Source organism: Mesorhizobium sp. M1143 (assembly GCF_040318435.1).
Lineage (GTDB): Bacteria > Pseudomonadota > Alphaproteobacteria > Rhizobiales > Rhizobiaceae > Mesorhizobium.
In genome coordinates this window covers 21,573-36,153 of record NZ_JAMYMJ010000026.1, presented here as the reverse complement: position 1 = coordinate 36,153, position 14,581 = coordinate 21,573, and the positions used below count along the sequence as shown (strand labels likewise).

15 protein-coding genes are annotated in these 14,581 nt (G+C 64.5%); 14 read left to right on the top strand and 1 reads right to left on the bottom strand.

What is annotated here, in order from left to right:
* The first annotated feature begins 13 nt into the window (after nucleotides 1-13).
* From glyA to NKH35_RS18330, 14 genes are all read left to right on the top strand, one after another.
* Entirely contained in the window at nucleotides 14-1,327 is a 1,314-nt protein-coding gene (glyA, locus tag NKH35_RS18390; RefSeq protein ID WP_023669349.1) for a serine hydroxymethyltransferase, read from the top strand.
* A 79-nt stretch (nucleotides 1,328-1,406) separates the two neighbouring features.
* The gene (locus NKH35_RS18385) at nucleotides 1,407-1,991 is read left to right on the top strand and encodes an invasion associated locus B family protein (RefSeq protein ID WP_352915740.1); all 585 of its coding nucleotides are present in this window, start codon (nucleotides 1,407-1,409) and stop codon (nucleotides 1,989-1,991) included.
* 138 nt (nucleotides 1,992-2,129) lie between these two features.
* Entirely contained in the window at nucleotides 2,130-2,624 is a 495-nt protein-coding gene (gene nrdR / locus NKH35_RS18380; protein WP_023669351.1) for a transcriptional regulator NrdR, read from the top strand.
* 2 nt (nucleotides 2,625-2,626) lie between these two features.
* Nucleotides 2,627-3,757: a bifunctional diaminohydroxyphosphoribosylaminopyrimidine deaminase/5-amino-6-(5-phosphoribosylamino)uracil reductase RibD gene (ribD, locus tag NKH35_RS18375; RefSeq protein WP_023750736.1), complete on the top strand. Its 1,131-nt coding sequence runs from the start codon at nucleotides 2,627-2,629 to the stop codon at nucleotides 3,755-3,757.
* A gap of 12 nt (nucleotides 3,758-3,769) precedes the next feature.
* The gene (locus NKH35_RS18370) at nucleotides 3,770-4,387 is read left to right on the top strand and encodes a riboflavin synthase (RefSeq protein ID WP_027049600.1); all 618 of its coding nucleotides are present in this window, start codon (nucleotides 3,770-3,772) and stop codon (nucleotides 4,385-4,387) included.
* The gene (locus NKH35_RS32030; RefSeq protein WP_502900586.1) at nucleotides 4,387-4,548 is read left to right on the top strand and encodes a hypothetical protein; all 162 of its coding nucleotides are present in this window, start codon (nucleotides 4,387-4,389) and stop codon (nucleotides 4,546-4,548) included. The genes NKH35_RS18370 and NKH35_RS32030 overlap by 1 nt, the downstream gene beginning before the upstream one ends.
* 81 nt (nucleotides 4,549-4,629) lie before the next feature.
* A complete protein-coding gene (gene ribH, locus NKH35_RS18365; RefSeq protein WP_352915736.1) occupies nucleotides 4,630-5,124 on the top strand; it encodes a 6,7-dimethyl-8-ribityllumazine synthase in 495 nt (164 codons plus the stop codon).
* Nucleotides 5,121-5,621 carry a transcription antitermination factor NusB gene (nusB, locus tag NKH35_RS18360; RefSeq protein ID WP_023669355.1) on the top strand — a complete coding sequence of 167 codons (501 nt, stop codon included), beginning with the start codon at nucleotides 5,121-5,123 and terminating at the stop codon, nucleotides 5,619-5,621. The genes ribH and nusB overlap by 4 nt, the downstream gene beginning before the upstream one ends.
* Nucleotides 5,618-6,835, top strand: a complete 1,218-nt coding sequence (locus NKH35_RS18355; RefSeq protein ID WP_352915734.1) for an MFS transporter — start codon at nucleotides 5,618-5,620, stop codon at nucleotides 6,833-6,835. Before nusB ends, NKH35_RS18355 begins: the two co-directional genes overlap by 4 nt.
* 178 nt (nucleotides 6,836-7,013) lie before the next feature.
* Nucleotides 7,014-7,925 (top strand): glycine betaine ABC transporter substrate-binding protein OsmF, encoded by a 912-nt coding sequence (gene osmF, locus NKH35_RS18350; RefSeq protein ID WP_352915731.1) that lies wholly within the window; start codon nucleotides 7,014-7,016, stop codon nucleotides 7,923-7,925.
* A 316-nt stretch (nucleotides 7,926-8,241) separates the two neighbouring features.
* Nucleotides 8,242-9,405, top strand: a complete 1,164-nt coding sequence (locus NKH35_RS18345; protein ID WP_023753650.1) for an ABC transporter permease — start codon at nucleotides 8,242-8,244, stop codon at nucleotides 9,403-9,405.
* Nucleotides 9,402-10,340, top strand: coding sequence for an ABC transporter ATP-binding protein (locus NKH35_RS18340; protein WP_023753649.1), 939 nt, complete (start codon nucleotides 9,402-9,404; stop codon nucleotides 10,338-10,340). The genes NKH35_RS18345 and NKH35_RS18340 overlap by 4 nt, the downstream gene beginning before the upstream one ends.
* Nucleotides 10,337-11,104, top strand: a complete 768-nt coding sequence (locus NKH35_RS18335) for an ABC transporter permease (RefSeq protein WP_023682385.1) — start codon at nucleotides 10,337-10,339, stop codon at nucleotides 11,102-11,104. Before NKH35_RS18340 ends, NKH35_RS18335 begins: the two co-directional genes overlap by 4 nt.
* A gap of 259 nt (nucleotides 11,105-11,363) precedes the next feature.
* Nucleotides 11,364-13,505: a sodium-translocating pyrophosphatase gene (locus NKH35_RS18330; protein ID WP_023689501.1), complete on the top strand. Its 2,142-nt coding sequence runs from the start codon at nucleotides 11,364-11,366 to the stop codon at nucleotides 13,503-13,505.
* A gap of 77 nt (nucleotides 13,506-13,582) precedes the next feature.
* Here the strand turns inward: NKH35_RS18330 and NKH35_RS18325 are convergent, their stop codons facing one another.
* Nucleotides 13,583-14,581, bottom strand: coding sequence for a glycosyltransferase family 2 protein (locus tag NKH35_RS18325; protein ID WP_352498379.1), 999 nt, complete (start codon nucleotides 14,579-14,581; stop codon nucleotides 13,583-13,585).

Genomic DNA, 14,581 nt, shown 5'->3' with positions numbered 1-14,581 from the left:
AGGATTTCAGGCCATGGCAACTGCAGCGGCAGCGTCGAACAAATTCGAATCCTTCTTCGAAACCACGCTGGAAGATGCCGATCCGGAGATCTTCGGCTCGATCCGCAACGAGCTTGGCCGCCAGCGTCACGAGATCGAGCTGATCGCCTCGGAAAACATCGTTTCGCGCGCCGTGCTCGAGGCGCAGGGCTCGATCATGACCAACAAATACGCCGAGGGTTATCCGGGCAAGCGCTATTATGGCGGCTGCCAGTTCGTCGACGTCGCCGAGGAACTCGCTATCGAGCGCGCCAAAAAGCTGTTCGGCTGCAACTTCGCCAATGTCCAGCCGAATTCCGGCAGCCAGATGAACCAGGCGGTCTTCCTGGCGCTGCTGCAGCCGGGCGATACCTTCATGGGCCTCGACCTGAACTCCGGCGGCCACCTGACGCACGGCTCGCCCGTCAATATGAGCGGCAAATGGTTCAAGGTCGTTTCCTATGGCGTGCGCAAGGACGACCATCTGCTCGACATGGATGCGATCGAAAAGACCGCGCATGAGACCAAGCCGAAGCTGATCCTGGCCGGCGGCACCGCCTATTCGCGCATCTGGGACTGGAAGCGCTTTCGCGAGATCGCCGATGCGGTCGGCGCCTATCTGATGGTCGACATGGCCCATATCGCCGGCCTGGTTGCCGGCGGCGTGCATCCGTCACCGCTGCCGCACGCCCATGTCGTGACCACGACCACGCACAAATCGTTGCGAGGCCCGCGCGGCGGCATGATCCTGTGCAATGACGAGGACATCGCCAAGAAGATGAACTCGGCGGTTTTCCCCGGCCTGCAGGGCGGCCCGCTGATGCATGTCATCGCCGCCAAGGCGGTCGCCTTCGGCGAGGCGCTGAAGCCGAGCTTCAAGCTCTATGCCGAGAGTGTCGCCGCCAACGCGAAGGCGCTGGCGTCGAGCCTCAAGGAAACCGGCCTCGACATCGTCTCCGGCGGCACCGACAACCATCTGATGCTGGTCGATCTCAGGCCCAAGAACGCCACCGGCAAGCGCGCCGAGGCAGCGCTCGGCCGCGCCAACATCACCTGCAACAAGAACGGCATCCCGTTCGATCCGGAAAAGCCTTTCGTCACCTCTGGCGTGCGTCTGGGCACGCCGGCCGGCACCACGCGCGGCTTCGGCCAGGCCGAGTTCCGCGAGATCGGCAAGCTGATCGCCGAAGTGCTGGACGGGCTGAAGGTCGCCAATTCCGACGAAGGCAATGCGGCTGTGGAAGCAGCCGTGAAGGCCAAGGTCGTGGCGCTGACCGATCGTTTCCCGCTCTATCCCTATCTCGGTTGACCGCCAGCGGCGCTTCGTCTTTTATCCCGCGCTCTGCGCCGCTTGCTGTCCGGGCGGCGCGGCCTGTGGAGATCTGACGATGCGCATGTTCCATCCTGCCGTTCTGGCCTTCCTCGGCTTGCTTGCCACCTTCACTGTGTCGTGCGCGATCGCCGAGGAGCAGACGCAGCCGGGCACGGATATCCCGGCCACCAGCACCTTTGGCAGGTGGACCACGATCATCGATGCGCTCGACACCGGCCAGGATTCGCACAAGACCTGTGCGGCCTCGACAGCCTTTGTCGACGGCAACGGCAATGCCGGCACGCTGACGCTTTCGATCTCGACTGGCGACGCCCTGCCGCCCGATGCCTATCCGGCGATCATGTTCACCGTCGCCAACAAGGAGCTGCCGACCGGCAAGAAGATCGCCGCGACCTTCGGTGACCCCGGCGTCAAGGTTTCCGCGACCGTCTATTCCAATGATGCCGGCCGCCCGAGCTGGACCGTCGACAACCAGGCCAAGACCAGTCTCGCTTTGTTGCGGGCCATGCGCCAGGTCATCTCGCTCGACGTGACGTTCGGCAAGCAAGCCGTCGCCAGCATCCCTATGGACGGCTTCACCAAGGCCTACCGCAACCTCGGAACGTCCTGCGGCTTCCCGACCAAGGACGTCGCCCCCTGACATATCTGGCGCGGCTGGCAATTTTCCTCCCGCCTCGCTATCTCTGAGGGCGCGAGCGGTCGTTGCCGAACCTTTGCCGTCCCGGCAAAAACCTCTAAGCCTATCGTTCCGCCAGAATCGCCAACCTGAAGGCTCTCCATGCGCTGTCCCTATTGCCAGTCCGAAGATACGCAGGTGAAGGATTCGCGCCCCGCCGAGGATGGCGCGGCGATCCGCCGGCGGCGCGTCTGTCCCGATTGCGGTGGCCGTTTCACCACTTTCGAGCGCGTCCAGTTGCGCGACCTCGTGGTGGTGAAGAAGTCCGGCAGAAAGGTGCCGTTCGACCGCGACAAGCTCTTGCGTTCGGTGGAGATCGCGGTGCGCAAGCGCAATGTCGATCCCGAGCGCATCGACCGCGCCGTCACCGGCATCGTGCGCCAGCTCGAAAGCTCCGGCGAGACTGAAATCGCCTCGGGCGAGGTCGGCCGGCTCGTCATGGAAGCGCTGAAGTCGCTCGACGACGTCGCCTATGTCCGCTTCGCCTCGGTCTATCGCAATTTCCGCGAGGCCAAGGACTTCCATGACGTGCTGGGTGAGCTCAAAGGCGACGAGCTCAAGGGCGACGAGCTGAAGAGCGAAGAGGACGCCGGCTGAGCATGGCAAGCCAAACGTCAGGGAAGGCCGATCAGCAGGCCCTCGATCGCCGCTTCATGGCCGCGGCGGTGAGGCTCTCGCGCAGAAATGCCGGCCGCACCTCGACCAACCCTTCCGTCGGCACCATAATCGTTCGCGACGATGGCGCCGGCCCGATGATCGTCGGCACAGGGGTCACCGCTGTTGGCGGCCGGCCGCATGCCGAGACCGAGGCGCTGGCTGAAGCCGGCGAGTTGGCGCGCGGCGCCACCGCCTATGTCACGCTGGAGCCCTGCGCCCACCATGGCCGCACCCCGCCTTGCGCCAACGCGCTGGTCAATGCCGGAGTGGCGCGGGTCGTCGGCGCCGCCAGCGATCCCGATCCGCGCGTCTCCGGCAAAGGCTATGCCATCCTGCGCGCCGCCGGCATCGAAGTGGTCGAAAAGGTGCTGGCCGAGGAAGCCGCCGAGCAGATGGCCGGCTATTTGATTCGATCCCTGAAAAAGCGCCCGGAAGTGACTCTGAAGCTTGCGCTTTCCAGCGACGGCAAGATCGGCAGGCATGGCGCCGGCCAGGTTGCGATCACCGGCGATGTCGCCCGCCGCGAAGTCTATCTGATGCGCGCCGAAGCCGATGGCATACTGGTCGGCATCGGCACGGCGCTGGAGGATGATCCCGCGCTCACCGTGCGGCTGCCGGGGCTGGAGAACCGCTCGCCGGCGCGCATCGTGCTCGACCGCCAGATCAGGCTGCCCGAAGCCTCGAAGCTGGTCTCCGGCATCGACCGGGTGCCGCTCTATATCGCCGCGAGCCTGGAGGCCGACCCGCTGCGGCGGTCGGTGCTGGAGCGTGCCGGTGTGCGCTTCATCGGCACCGAAACCCATGAAGGCGGCATTGCCTTGCCGGAGCTGCTCGAGGATCTCGGCGCGCTCGGCATGGCCAGCGTTCTGGTCGAAGGCGGCGCCAAGGTGGCCAGCGCCTTCCTCGCCGAAGGACTGGTCGACCGCATCGTACTGTTCCAGGGACCGGAAGCGATCGGCGAGGGCGGCATTGTATCGCCCGTCGACGCCAACCATATCCCGGCAGGCTTCCGCAAATTGCGCGAGATGCGCTTCGGGGAAGATGTCCATGCGGAATGGATAAGGGACCTCTAGGGATCAGCATCGATGTTTACCGGAATTGTCACCGATATCGGCACTGTCGCGGCCATTAAGCCGCTGAGCGAAGGCGTCGGCCTGCGCATCGACACTGCCTATGATCCCGCGACCATCGCTATTGGCGCCTCGATTTCCTGCGGCGGCGTCTGCCTGACGGTGACGGCGCTGCCAGATGGCGGGTCCAACGCACGCTGGTTCGAGGTCGAAGCCTGGGAAGAGGCCCTCAGGCTGACCACGGCGTCGGGCTGGAAATCAGGCACCAAGGTCAATCTCGAGCGGGCATTGAAGATCGGCGACGAACTTGGCGGCCACATCGTCTCCGGCCATGTCGATGGCATGGCCGAAATCGTCGAGCGGAAGGATGAAGGCGATGCCGTTCGCTTCACGCTGGAGGCGCCGCGCGAACTGGCAAAATTCATTGCCCCAAAAGGCTCCGTCGCACTCGACGGCACCTCGCTCACCGTCAACAAGGTCGAAGGCGCCCGTTTCGATGTGCTGTTGATCCACCATTCGCTGACCGTGACCACTTGGGGCGAGCGCAAGGTCGGCGACAAGGTCAACCTCGAGATCGACACCATGGCCCGCTACGCCGCGCGCCTAGTCGAGGCGGCGAAAGAGGGGCTTTGATGGCCGCAAGACTCACAATCGAACAGAAAAAGCGGCTTACGCGCGAAGCAATGGCCGATGTAGACGCGGGTCGTTTAGTGGATCACGAAGCTGTTCTCGTCTGGGCTGAAAGCCTCTGCAGCGAGTGCCCGCTACCGACGCCCAGCCCAAAGACGCGCTAGGCTACGCTTCGCCTCCAGCAATCTTCCGCTTGCGATCAAACCGGCTTCGGCCTAAGTCACCGGCTACCCCCGGAGACATTCATGGCAGGCACATCCCAACACGGCAAAGCGTTCATTCGCCCGAAGAAGAAGGCCCACCTTCTGATTATCGAGGCGCGCTTTCATGACGATCTTGCCGACGCGCTACTCGACGGCGCGACGAGCGCGCTCGACGAAGCCGGCGCGACCTATGACGTCGTCACCGTTCCCGGTTCGCTGGAAATTCCAGCAGTGATCACTTTTGCGCTCGACGGCATGGGCGAGGGCGGCAAGGACTATGATGGTTTTGTCGCGCTCGGCACCATCATTCGTGGCGACACTTATCATTTCGACATCGTCGCCAATGAATCGAGCCGCGCGCTGATGGATCTCTCGGTGCAGGAAGCGATTGCGATCGGCAACGGCATCCTGACCACCGAGAACGACGCGCAGGCCTGGACGCGCGCTAAGCGCTCGGAGGGCGACAAGGGCGGCTTTGCCGCGCGCGCGGCGCTGACCATGATCGCGGTCAAGGAGAAGCTGGGAGCGCAATCGTGAGCGAACCCGCTTCGCCCGGCCAGCCCGCGACACGCCATGCCAATAAGCGTGGCGCCGCCCGTCTGGCCGCCGTGCAGGCGCTTTACCAGATGGACGTGGCCGGCAGCGGCGTCTTCGAGATCACCGCCGAATACGAGGCGTTCCGGCTCGGCAAGGAAGTCGACGGCGCGCTTTATCGCGAGGCCGACGCGCAGTGGTTCCGCGCCATCCTGGCCGGCGTCGTCGAGAACCAGACGACCATCGATCCGATCATACGCCAGGCGCTGACGGAAGACTGGCCGCTGTCCAGACTCGATTCGACGTTGCGCGCCATCCTGCGCGCTGGCGTCTACGAACTGATGAAGCGCGACGACGTGCCGGTGGCCGTCATCGTTTCGGAATATGTCGACATCGCCAAGGCCTTCTACGAGGAAGACGAGCCGAAGCTGACCAACGCCGTGCTCGACCGTGTGTCGCGCCGGGTGCGGGGCGAGGGGCGCGGCAAGGACGCATTGTGACCCGCACCGTCGCCGGCGCAGCAAGGGAAGCGCGCCGCACGGCGATCATCCTGGCGACGTCGCAGGCGATTATCGGTTCGGCTGCGCCGATTGCAATTTCCATGGGCGGGCTGGCCGGGCAATATCTGCTTGGCCCCGATAAGTCGCTGGCAACGGCGCCAATCACCGGCTTCAACATCGGCGTGGCGCTCGGCGCGTTGCCGGCCGCGGCCATCATCCGTTGGCTCGGCCAGCGCGGCGGTTTCATGACCGGCACCATCGTCACCGCGCTTGGCGGCGTCATCTCCACGTTGGCTCTGTTCCACGCCAGCTTCTGGCTGTTCGCTTTCGCGCTGCTGGTGATCGGCGTCGGCGGCGCCTTCGTCCAGCAGTTCCGCTTCGCCGCCGCCGATAATGCTCCGCCCGAATTCAAGGCGCGCGCCATTTCCTTCGTGCTGGCCGGCGGCGTCATCACCGCGATTCTCGGGCCGCAGATCGTCATCTTCACCCGCGAATTGCTGGCGCCGGTGATGTTTGCCGGCTCGTTCGTGGCCATTCCGGTTCTGGCGGCGGCCGGCGCCATCATCCTGTCATTCCTGCGCATCCCGGCCAAGGCTCCCGGCCACGCGCAAGTCGCGTCCAGCGACGCCCGGCCGCTGTCCGAGATCGTCACCCGGCCGCGTTTCGTCGCGGCACTGTTTTGCGCCGTCGGCAGCTATGCGCTGATGAGTTTCGTCATGACCGGCGCGCCGCTGGCCATGGTCGGCTGCGGCCTGTCGACGGACGACGCCACGCTCGGCATTTCCTGGCATGTGATGGCGATGTTTGCACCGAGCTTCTTCACCGGATCGCTGATCCATCGCTTCAGCGCCGAACGCATCGTCGCAACCGGCCTGGTCCTGCTCATCGGCTGCGCCGCAGTGGCATTGTCCGGCCTGCATTTGTGGCAGTTCTGGACGGCGCTGATCCTGCTTGGCCTCGGCTGGAATTTCGCCTTCATCGGCGCCACCTCCATGGTCGCCGACAGCTACCATCCGTCCGAAAAGAGCAAGGTGCAGGGCTTCCACGACTTCGTCCTGTTCGGCTCCGTCGCCTTCGCCTCGCTAATGTCGGGCGCCATCTACAATGCCTGGGGCTGGGAGATGCTGAACTGGCTGGTTTTCCCGGTCGTCGCCCTGTGTTTCGTCGCCCTTGGCGCGCTCAAACTGACCGGATCGCGCAAAGCCCGCGCCTGATCCGGTTCTATCTTTGGCTTGGCACGACCGGTCAGCATGGCGCCGGCCAAAATCGCGGCGACCGCACAAAATTATTGCGTCTCTACCCATTGTTATGAAACCGTGTGCCCCGACGGGGCGTTGAAGCCATGCTCATATGCGGCCACCGCATTTCGGTCCAAAGCAAGGGGTTTTCACAATGTTTTCAGTCAAGATTCTGGCCGGCGCGGCGTTGGCGCTCGGCATCACGGCCGCCTCCGCCAATGCCCAGGTGGTCGTCTCCTCGAAGATCGACACCGAGGGCGGCGTCCTCGGCAACATCATCCAGCTTGTGCTCAACGCCAACAACATCAAGACCACCGACCGCATCCAGCTCGGCGGCACGCCGGTCGTACGCAAGGCGATCACTGCCGGCGAGATCGACATCTATCCCGAGTACACCGGCAATGCCGCTTTCTTCTTCGAGAAGGCCGACGATCCGGTCTGGAAGGATGCCGCCAAGGCCTATGAGACCGCCAAGAAGCTCGACTATGACGCCAACAAGATCGTCTGGCTGTCGCCGTCACCGGCCAACAACACCTGGGCGATCGCGCTGCGCAAGGAGGTTGCCGAGACCAACAAGCTGGCGACCCTGACCGACTTCGGCAAATACGTCGCCGGCGGCGGCACGGTGGTTTTGGCGGCGTCGGCTGAGTTCGTCAATTCGGCGGCAGCCCTGCCGGCGTTCCAGACCACTTACGGCTTCACGCTGAAGCCCGAGCAGTTGATCGCGCTTTCGGGCGGCGACACCGCCGCGACAATAGGTGCTGCCGCCAACCAGACCAACGGCGCCAACGCCGCCATGGTCTACGGCACCGACGGCGGCATCGCGCCGTCCGGCCTGGTCGTGCTCGCCGACGACAAGGGCGTGCAGCCGGTCTACCAGCCGGCGCCGATCATCCGCGAAGCGGTGCTGAAAGAGCATCCGGAGATCGAGACGCTGTTGAAGCCGGTGTTCGCCAAGCTCGACCTCGTCACGCTGCAGGAACTCAACGGCCGCGTCCAGGTCGGCGGCGAGCCGGTCAAGGGTGTCGCCGAGGACTTTTTGAAGAAGAACGGGTTTTTGAAGTAGTCAGCGCATAGCTGATCGTGACGCTGGTGCGAGACACCCCTCTCTGGAAGCTGCTGATCTCCCCCCTTGCGCGGGAGATGTCCGGCAGGACAGAGGGGGGTGCTGTCCCGCCGACCTCACAACCGGTAGCAGGTGCGTGCCTCGACAGGGTTGCTTCTGAACAAGCCGACGCTCGAAAGCTGGCGATCCTTCACACCCCCCTCTGGCCTGCCGGCCATCTCCCCCGCAAAGGGGGAGATCGGATTTCGCGTCGGCTTTCGCCGATCACCAGCGTAGTCTGCGCAACGTGGAAAATCGCTCCTCATGAGGGGCATCCATGACCCTGCGTTTCGACAAGCTCGGCATGGTTATCGCGGCGATCGTTGCCTATGCGGCGTTTCTGGCCCCGTTCGCCACCTTCCGCGCCAATCGTATCGTTCCCGGTCAGGCGCGCTCGATGCTGGAGGCGTTGCCCGCAACGATCGGGCCGCTGCTGCTGGCAGTCGTCGTCGTGGCCGCAATTGTTGCCTTGCTGAAAACCCCGCTTGGCCTGCGCCTGGCCGCAAGCGTCGTGGCGCTCGCCGCCCTTGCCATCCTGATCGGTGTCGCCGGCACCTTCCTGATGCCGGCCGGCAACACCTTCGCCCGCATCTCGCCGGCTTCCGGGTTCTGGCTGTTGATCTTTGCCTTCACATTGTTGCTCGCCGACGTGCTGACCAGGCTCAACCTGTCGCCACCGGCCCGCGTCGGCGTGCTCGTCGTCGCGGCGCTGGCCATCGGCTTGTTGCTGATATCGGGGCAGTGGGACAGCCTGTCGATCCTCAAGGAATATGCAAACCGCGCCGATAGTTTCTGGGCCGAAGGCTCCAAGCACATCACACTGGCGCTGGGGTCGCTGGCGGCGGCGGTGATCGTCGGCCTGCCGCTCGGCATTCTATGCCATCGCGTCGAACGGTTGCGCGCCGGTGTGCTCAACGTGCTCAACATCGTCCAGACCATACCCTCGATCGCGCTGTTCGGCCTGCTGATCGCACCGCTCGGCTGGGTCGCCACCCATGTTCCGGGTGCCGCAGCGCTCGGTATCAGAGGCATCGGCACCGCGCCCGCCTTCGTTGCCTTGTTCCTCTATTCGCTGCTGCCGGTGGTGGCCAACACCGTGGTCGGGCTTGCCGGCGTACCCCGCGCGGCCGATGATGCAGCGCGCGGCATGGGCATGACCGATGGCCAGCGCCTGTTCGGCGTCGAGTTTCCGTTGGCCTTTCCGGTGATCCTCACCGGCATCCGCATCGTGCTGGTGCAGAACATCGGCCTGGCCACCATCGCAGCACTCATCGGCGGCGGCGGCTTCGGTGTGTTTGTGTTTCAGGGCGTTGGCCAGACGGCGATGGACCTGGTGCTGCTGGGCGCCGTGCCGACGGTGGCGCTGGCTTTTGCCGCGGCCATCATCCTCGACGCAGTAATCGAAATGACCGCCACCAGGCGCAGGGTTGAAACGGCATGATCGAGATCGAAGGCATTACCAAGCGCTATGACGCGACGACCGTGGTCGACGACGTGTCCATGGTCGTCCGGCCGCGTACGGTTTGCGTCATTGTCGGTACCTCCGGTTCCGGCAAGACGACGCTGCTGCGAATGATCAACCGGCTGGTCGAGCCGACCGCCGGCGTCATCAAGCTCGACGGCAACGACAACCGCACGCTGCCCGGCTACGAGCTGCGCCGCAGCATCGGCTACGCTATCCAGGGCCACGGCCTGTTCCCGCACCGCACCGTTGCGCAGAACATCGCCACCGTGCCGGTCCTGCTGGGCTGGGACAAGGACCGCATCAAGGCCCGCGTCGATGAGTTGATGACACTCTACCAGCTCGACCCCGAGGCCTATGGCCCGCGCTACCCGCACGAACTGTCCGGCGGGCAACAGCAGCGTGTCGGCGTCGCCCGCGCGCTCGCCGCCGAGCCCAATGTGCTTCTGATGGACGAGCCGTTCGGCGCACTCGACCCGATCATCCGCACCAAGGCGCAGGAGGACCTGCTGGCAATCCAGAAGCGCTTCGGCACCACCATCATCCTCGTTACCCACGACATGGAGGAGGCGGTCCACATGGGCGACAAGATCGCCGTCATGGATGCCGGAAAGCTGGTGCAATACGCCAAGCCGGAAGAGATCCTGGCGCGGCCGGCGAACGCCTTCGTCGAAACCCTGGTCGGCGCCAGCGAAAAGCCGTTCCGGCTCTTGTCGCTCGGCCGCGTGCGCGACGCCGTGGAAAAGGGGACTGCCGAAGGCGAGGCGATCCCAGGCGACGCCAGCCAGCGCGACGCGCTGGCCGAGCTTCTGTGGTCGGGCCGGCCGGCGCTGCCGGTCAAGGGCGAAGACGGCAAGCCGCTCGGCCGGGTCACCGTCGACGGGCTGGTGAAGCGCGCGGCGAGGCCGGCATGAAAGGGGCCGGTCTAAAAGCCTGGCTGCCTTCGCTGCTCAGGCTTGCCCTGGTGGTGCTTCTCATAGCCTTCGTCACCAATCCCGGCTGGTTCGAGCCGCTGTTGAAGCCGCTGACCGAAAACAATGCGCCGGCGATCTACAATCAGGGCAGCCTGCTGACGCTGACCCTGCTGCATCTCAGGACCGTGCTGATCGCTACCGTCGCCGCAACCATCGTTGCCGTGGCGCTTGCCATCCTGGTGACCAGGCCGGCGGGCGCCGAATTCCTGCCGCTGTCGCGCAGCCTGGTCAATATCGGCCAGACCTTTCCGCCGGTGGCGGTGCTGGCGCTGGCGGTGCCCGCCGTCGGTTTCGGCGAGAAGCCGACGCTGATTGCGCTGTTTCTCTACGGCCTGCTGCCGATCTTCGAGAACGCGCTGACCGGCCTCACAACGCTGCCGGGCAACATCATGGAGGCCGCGCGCGGCGCCGGCATGACGGGCTGGCAAAGACTGGTCAAGGTCGAATTGCCGCTGAGCGCGCCGATCATTCTGGGCGGAATAAGGCTGTCGGTGGTGATCAGCCTGGCCACGGCGACGATCGGCTCGACGGTTGCCGCCAAGACGCTGGGCGAGGTGATCATCGCCGGCCTGCTGTCCAACAATCTCGCCTTCGTCCTGCAAGGCGGCCTGATCGTCGCTGCCCTTGCGGTGCTGATCTATGACGGCCTTTCGGCGATCGAACGCTACACGGCGCGCAAGATGGGGCAGGAGACTGGCGATTGACCTTCGCTGGACTGCGGGCAAGCAGTGACTGACGCAGCGTCATTTCAACCGATCTAATAGCAAGGCATCGGCCACGGGAATGTTCTGGCCTAAACTTTTGGCTGAAAGCGGGGCAAAAACCGAACAATATCTTGACGTTCCGAGCCCTGTTTCGCATACACCGCTGCGAAGGACGGATTCCGCCTAGGCTTTATCCGCTCCCCGCACCAACGGCCCAGGGAGGGGTTCTTTTGGGCCATCAATCGAGGAAAATTCGGCAATGACCATCATTTCTGCCGTCATCGCCTGCGGCTTGCTTTCAATCCTTTACGCCATCTGGGCGACACGATCGGTTCTTGCAGCCGATCAGGGCAACGCACGCATGCAGGAAATCTCCGCCGCCATCCGCGAAGGCGCGCAAGCCTATCTGGCGCGCCAGTACACCACCATTGCCATCGTCGGCGTGGTCGTGCTTGTGCTCGCCTGGTGGCTGCTCTCGATCACCGCCGCGGTCGGCTTCCTGATCGGCGCCGTGCTCTCTGGCGCCGCCGGTTTCATCGGCATGCACGTCTCGGTGCGCGCCAATGTGCGCACCGCGCAGGCGGCGTCCAACAGCCTCGCCGCCGGTCTCGACATCGCCTTCAAGTCGGGCGCCATCACCGGTATGCTGGTGGCTGGCCTCGCGCTGCTCGGCGTGTCGATTTACTACTATATCCTGACCGGCCCGATGGGCCTGCAGCCCAATGACCGCATCGTCATCGATGCGCTGGTTTCGCTCGGCTTCGGCGCTTCGCTGATCTCGATCTTCGCCCGTCTGGGCGGCGGCATCTTCACCAAGGGCGCCGACGTCGGCGGCGATCTCGTGGGCAAGGTCGAAGCCGGTATTCCCGAAGACGATCCGCGCAACCCGGCCACCATCGCCGACAATGTCGGCGATAATGTCGGTGATTGCGCCGGCATGGCCGCCGACCTCTTCGAGACCTATGCGGTGACCGTCGTTGCCACCATGGTGCTGGCTGCCATCTTCTTCGGCGGAACCGCCGCTCTGGGTGCGGCGATGCTCTATCCGCTCGCGATCTGCGGTGCCTGCATCCTGACCTCGATCGTCGGCACCTTCTTCGTCAAGCTCGGTTCCAACGGCTCGATCATGGGCGCCCTCTACAAAGGCCTGATCGTCACCGGCCTGCTGTCGATCGTCGGTCTCGGCGTCGCTACCTCGGCAACTGTCGGCTGGGGCGAGGTCGGCACCGTCGCCGGCATGACAATCATCGGCAAGAACCTGTTCATCTGCGGCCTGATCGGTCTCGTTGTGACCGGTCTTATCGTGGTGATCACCGAATACTATACCGGCACCAACAAGCGCCCGGTGAACTCCATCGCCCAGGCCTCGGTGACCGGTCACGGCACCAACGTCATCCAGGGACTTGCGGTGTCGCTCGAATCGACCGCACTGCCGGCAATCGTCATCGTCGGCGGCATCATCTCGACCTACCAGCTCGCCGGCCTGTTCGGCACGGCGATCGCGGTCACCACCATGCTCGGCCTTGCCGGCATGATCGTCGCCCTCGACGCCTTCGGCCCGGTCACCGACAATGCCGGCGGCATTGCCGAAATGGCCGGCCTGCCCAAGGAAGTGCGCCACTCCACCGACGCGCTCGACGCGGTCGGCAACACCACCAAGGCGGTGACCAAGGGCTATGCCATCGGTTCGGCCGGCCTCGGCGCGCTGGTGCTGTTTGCGGCCTATTCGAACGATTTGAAGTTCTTTGCCGCCAATGGCGACAAATATCCGTACTTCCAGGGCATGGGCGATGTCTCCTTCGACCTCTCCAATCCCTACGTCGTCGCCGGCCTGATCTTCGGCGGTCTGATCCCGTATCTGTTCGGCGGCATCGCCATGACGGCCGTCGGCCGTGCGGCCGGCGCCATCGTCGAGGAAGTGCGCAAGCAGTTCCGCGAGGATCCGGGCATCATGGCCGGCACCTCCAAGCCGAACTATGCGCGCGCCGTCGACCTTCTGACCAAGGCGGCGATCCGGGAAATGATCATCCCCTCGCTGCTGCCGGTGCTGGCGCCGCTCGTCGTCTATTTCGGCGTGCAGCTGATCTCGGGCTCCAAGGCGTCCGCCTTTGCGGCACTCGGCGCCTCGTTGCTCGGCGTCATCGTCAACGGCCTGTTCGTCGCCATCTCGATGACTTCGGGCGGCGGCGCCTGGGACAATGCCAAGAAGTCGTTCGAGGACGGTTTTGTCGACAAGGACGGCGTCAAGCACCTCAAGGGCTCCGAAGCGCACAAGGCTTCGGTCACCGGCGACACGGTTGGCGATCCCTACAAGGACACCGCCGGCCCGGCGGTCAACCCGGCAATCAAGATTACCAACATCGTGGCGCTTCTGCTGCTGGCCGTGCTCGCGCACGGCTAAGGCAACGCCACTGCTTCAGGAACAAACCCGCGGGAGCGATCCCGCGGGTTTTGGTTTGAGATTTACGCTGGTGGCAGTCAACCCTCATCCGGCTCGGTGCCGGCATCGCCGCGCTTGCTGTAGCGATCGAGCAATTCGCTCACGCCAGGTTCGCGCTCAGGCATCGGCGCCAGGCCACGCAGGCGCCGCAGCTTGGCAAGGAAGGCGCCACGCTTATACTTGCGGCGGAAGGCGCGGGCGCGGGGATGGATGCCAAGAGCCGCCATCAGCCTGCGCCTGAGATAACTCGATGCCGCCAGGCGAATGGGTTCGCCCGCGCAGCCAAGGATTTTCACGCGCAAGGCGTCTGGCGTCTGCATGGCATCCAGAAGATCCTTCTGTTCCTGCGCATTGTCGCCGAGATAGGAACCCTTGCGTATGCCGGAATGCAACTTGATCACCGTGAGGTGCGGCATCGTCGCGATCACCGCGCCCTTTCGCCATGCCCGAAACAGCCAGTCCTGCGAGCTTTCGCAAAAGCACTGGCTGGCGGGTCGCCAAGGTCCGAGCAGGCTGAACGAAGCGCGGCGAAACATGTGTGCCGAGCCAAATCCTTCCGTCGTGACGGGGTCGTAAAAACCATCCTTGCCGATCCCGAAGATCGAATTGACAGGATTGCCGGCCGCCGACGGCGGCTGGATGACGGCACCGCGCGCCAGCACCACGTCGGCGCCCGAGGCGTCGATCCAGCCGGTCATCGCCGCCAAATGGTCGGGAAACCACAGATCGTCGTGGTTGAGCAAGGCGACGAAGCGGCCACGCGCCCTGGCAAAGCCGATATTGTTGGGACCGGACTGTTCGCCGAAATTGACAGGAAGATCGATGTAGACGATGCGGGCATCGTCAAATTCAGCGACAACGGCCGCCGTATCCGGCCTGCAATCGTCGCCGATGACCAAGGCTTCCCAGCCTTGCAACGTCTGGCGCATGACGCTGGTCAATGCCTGCCGCAGTGCTGCCGGCCGGTTGTGCGTCGCGATCACGATCGAGACCAGCGGTTCGCCGCCGGCCTGATCGCGCTGCGCCGATGCTTCCAC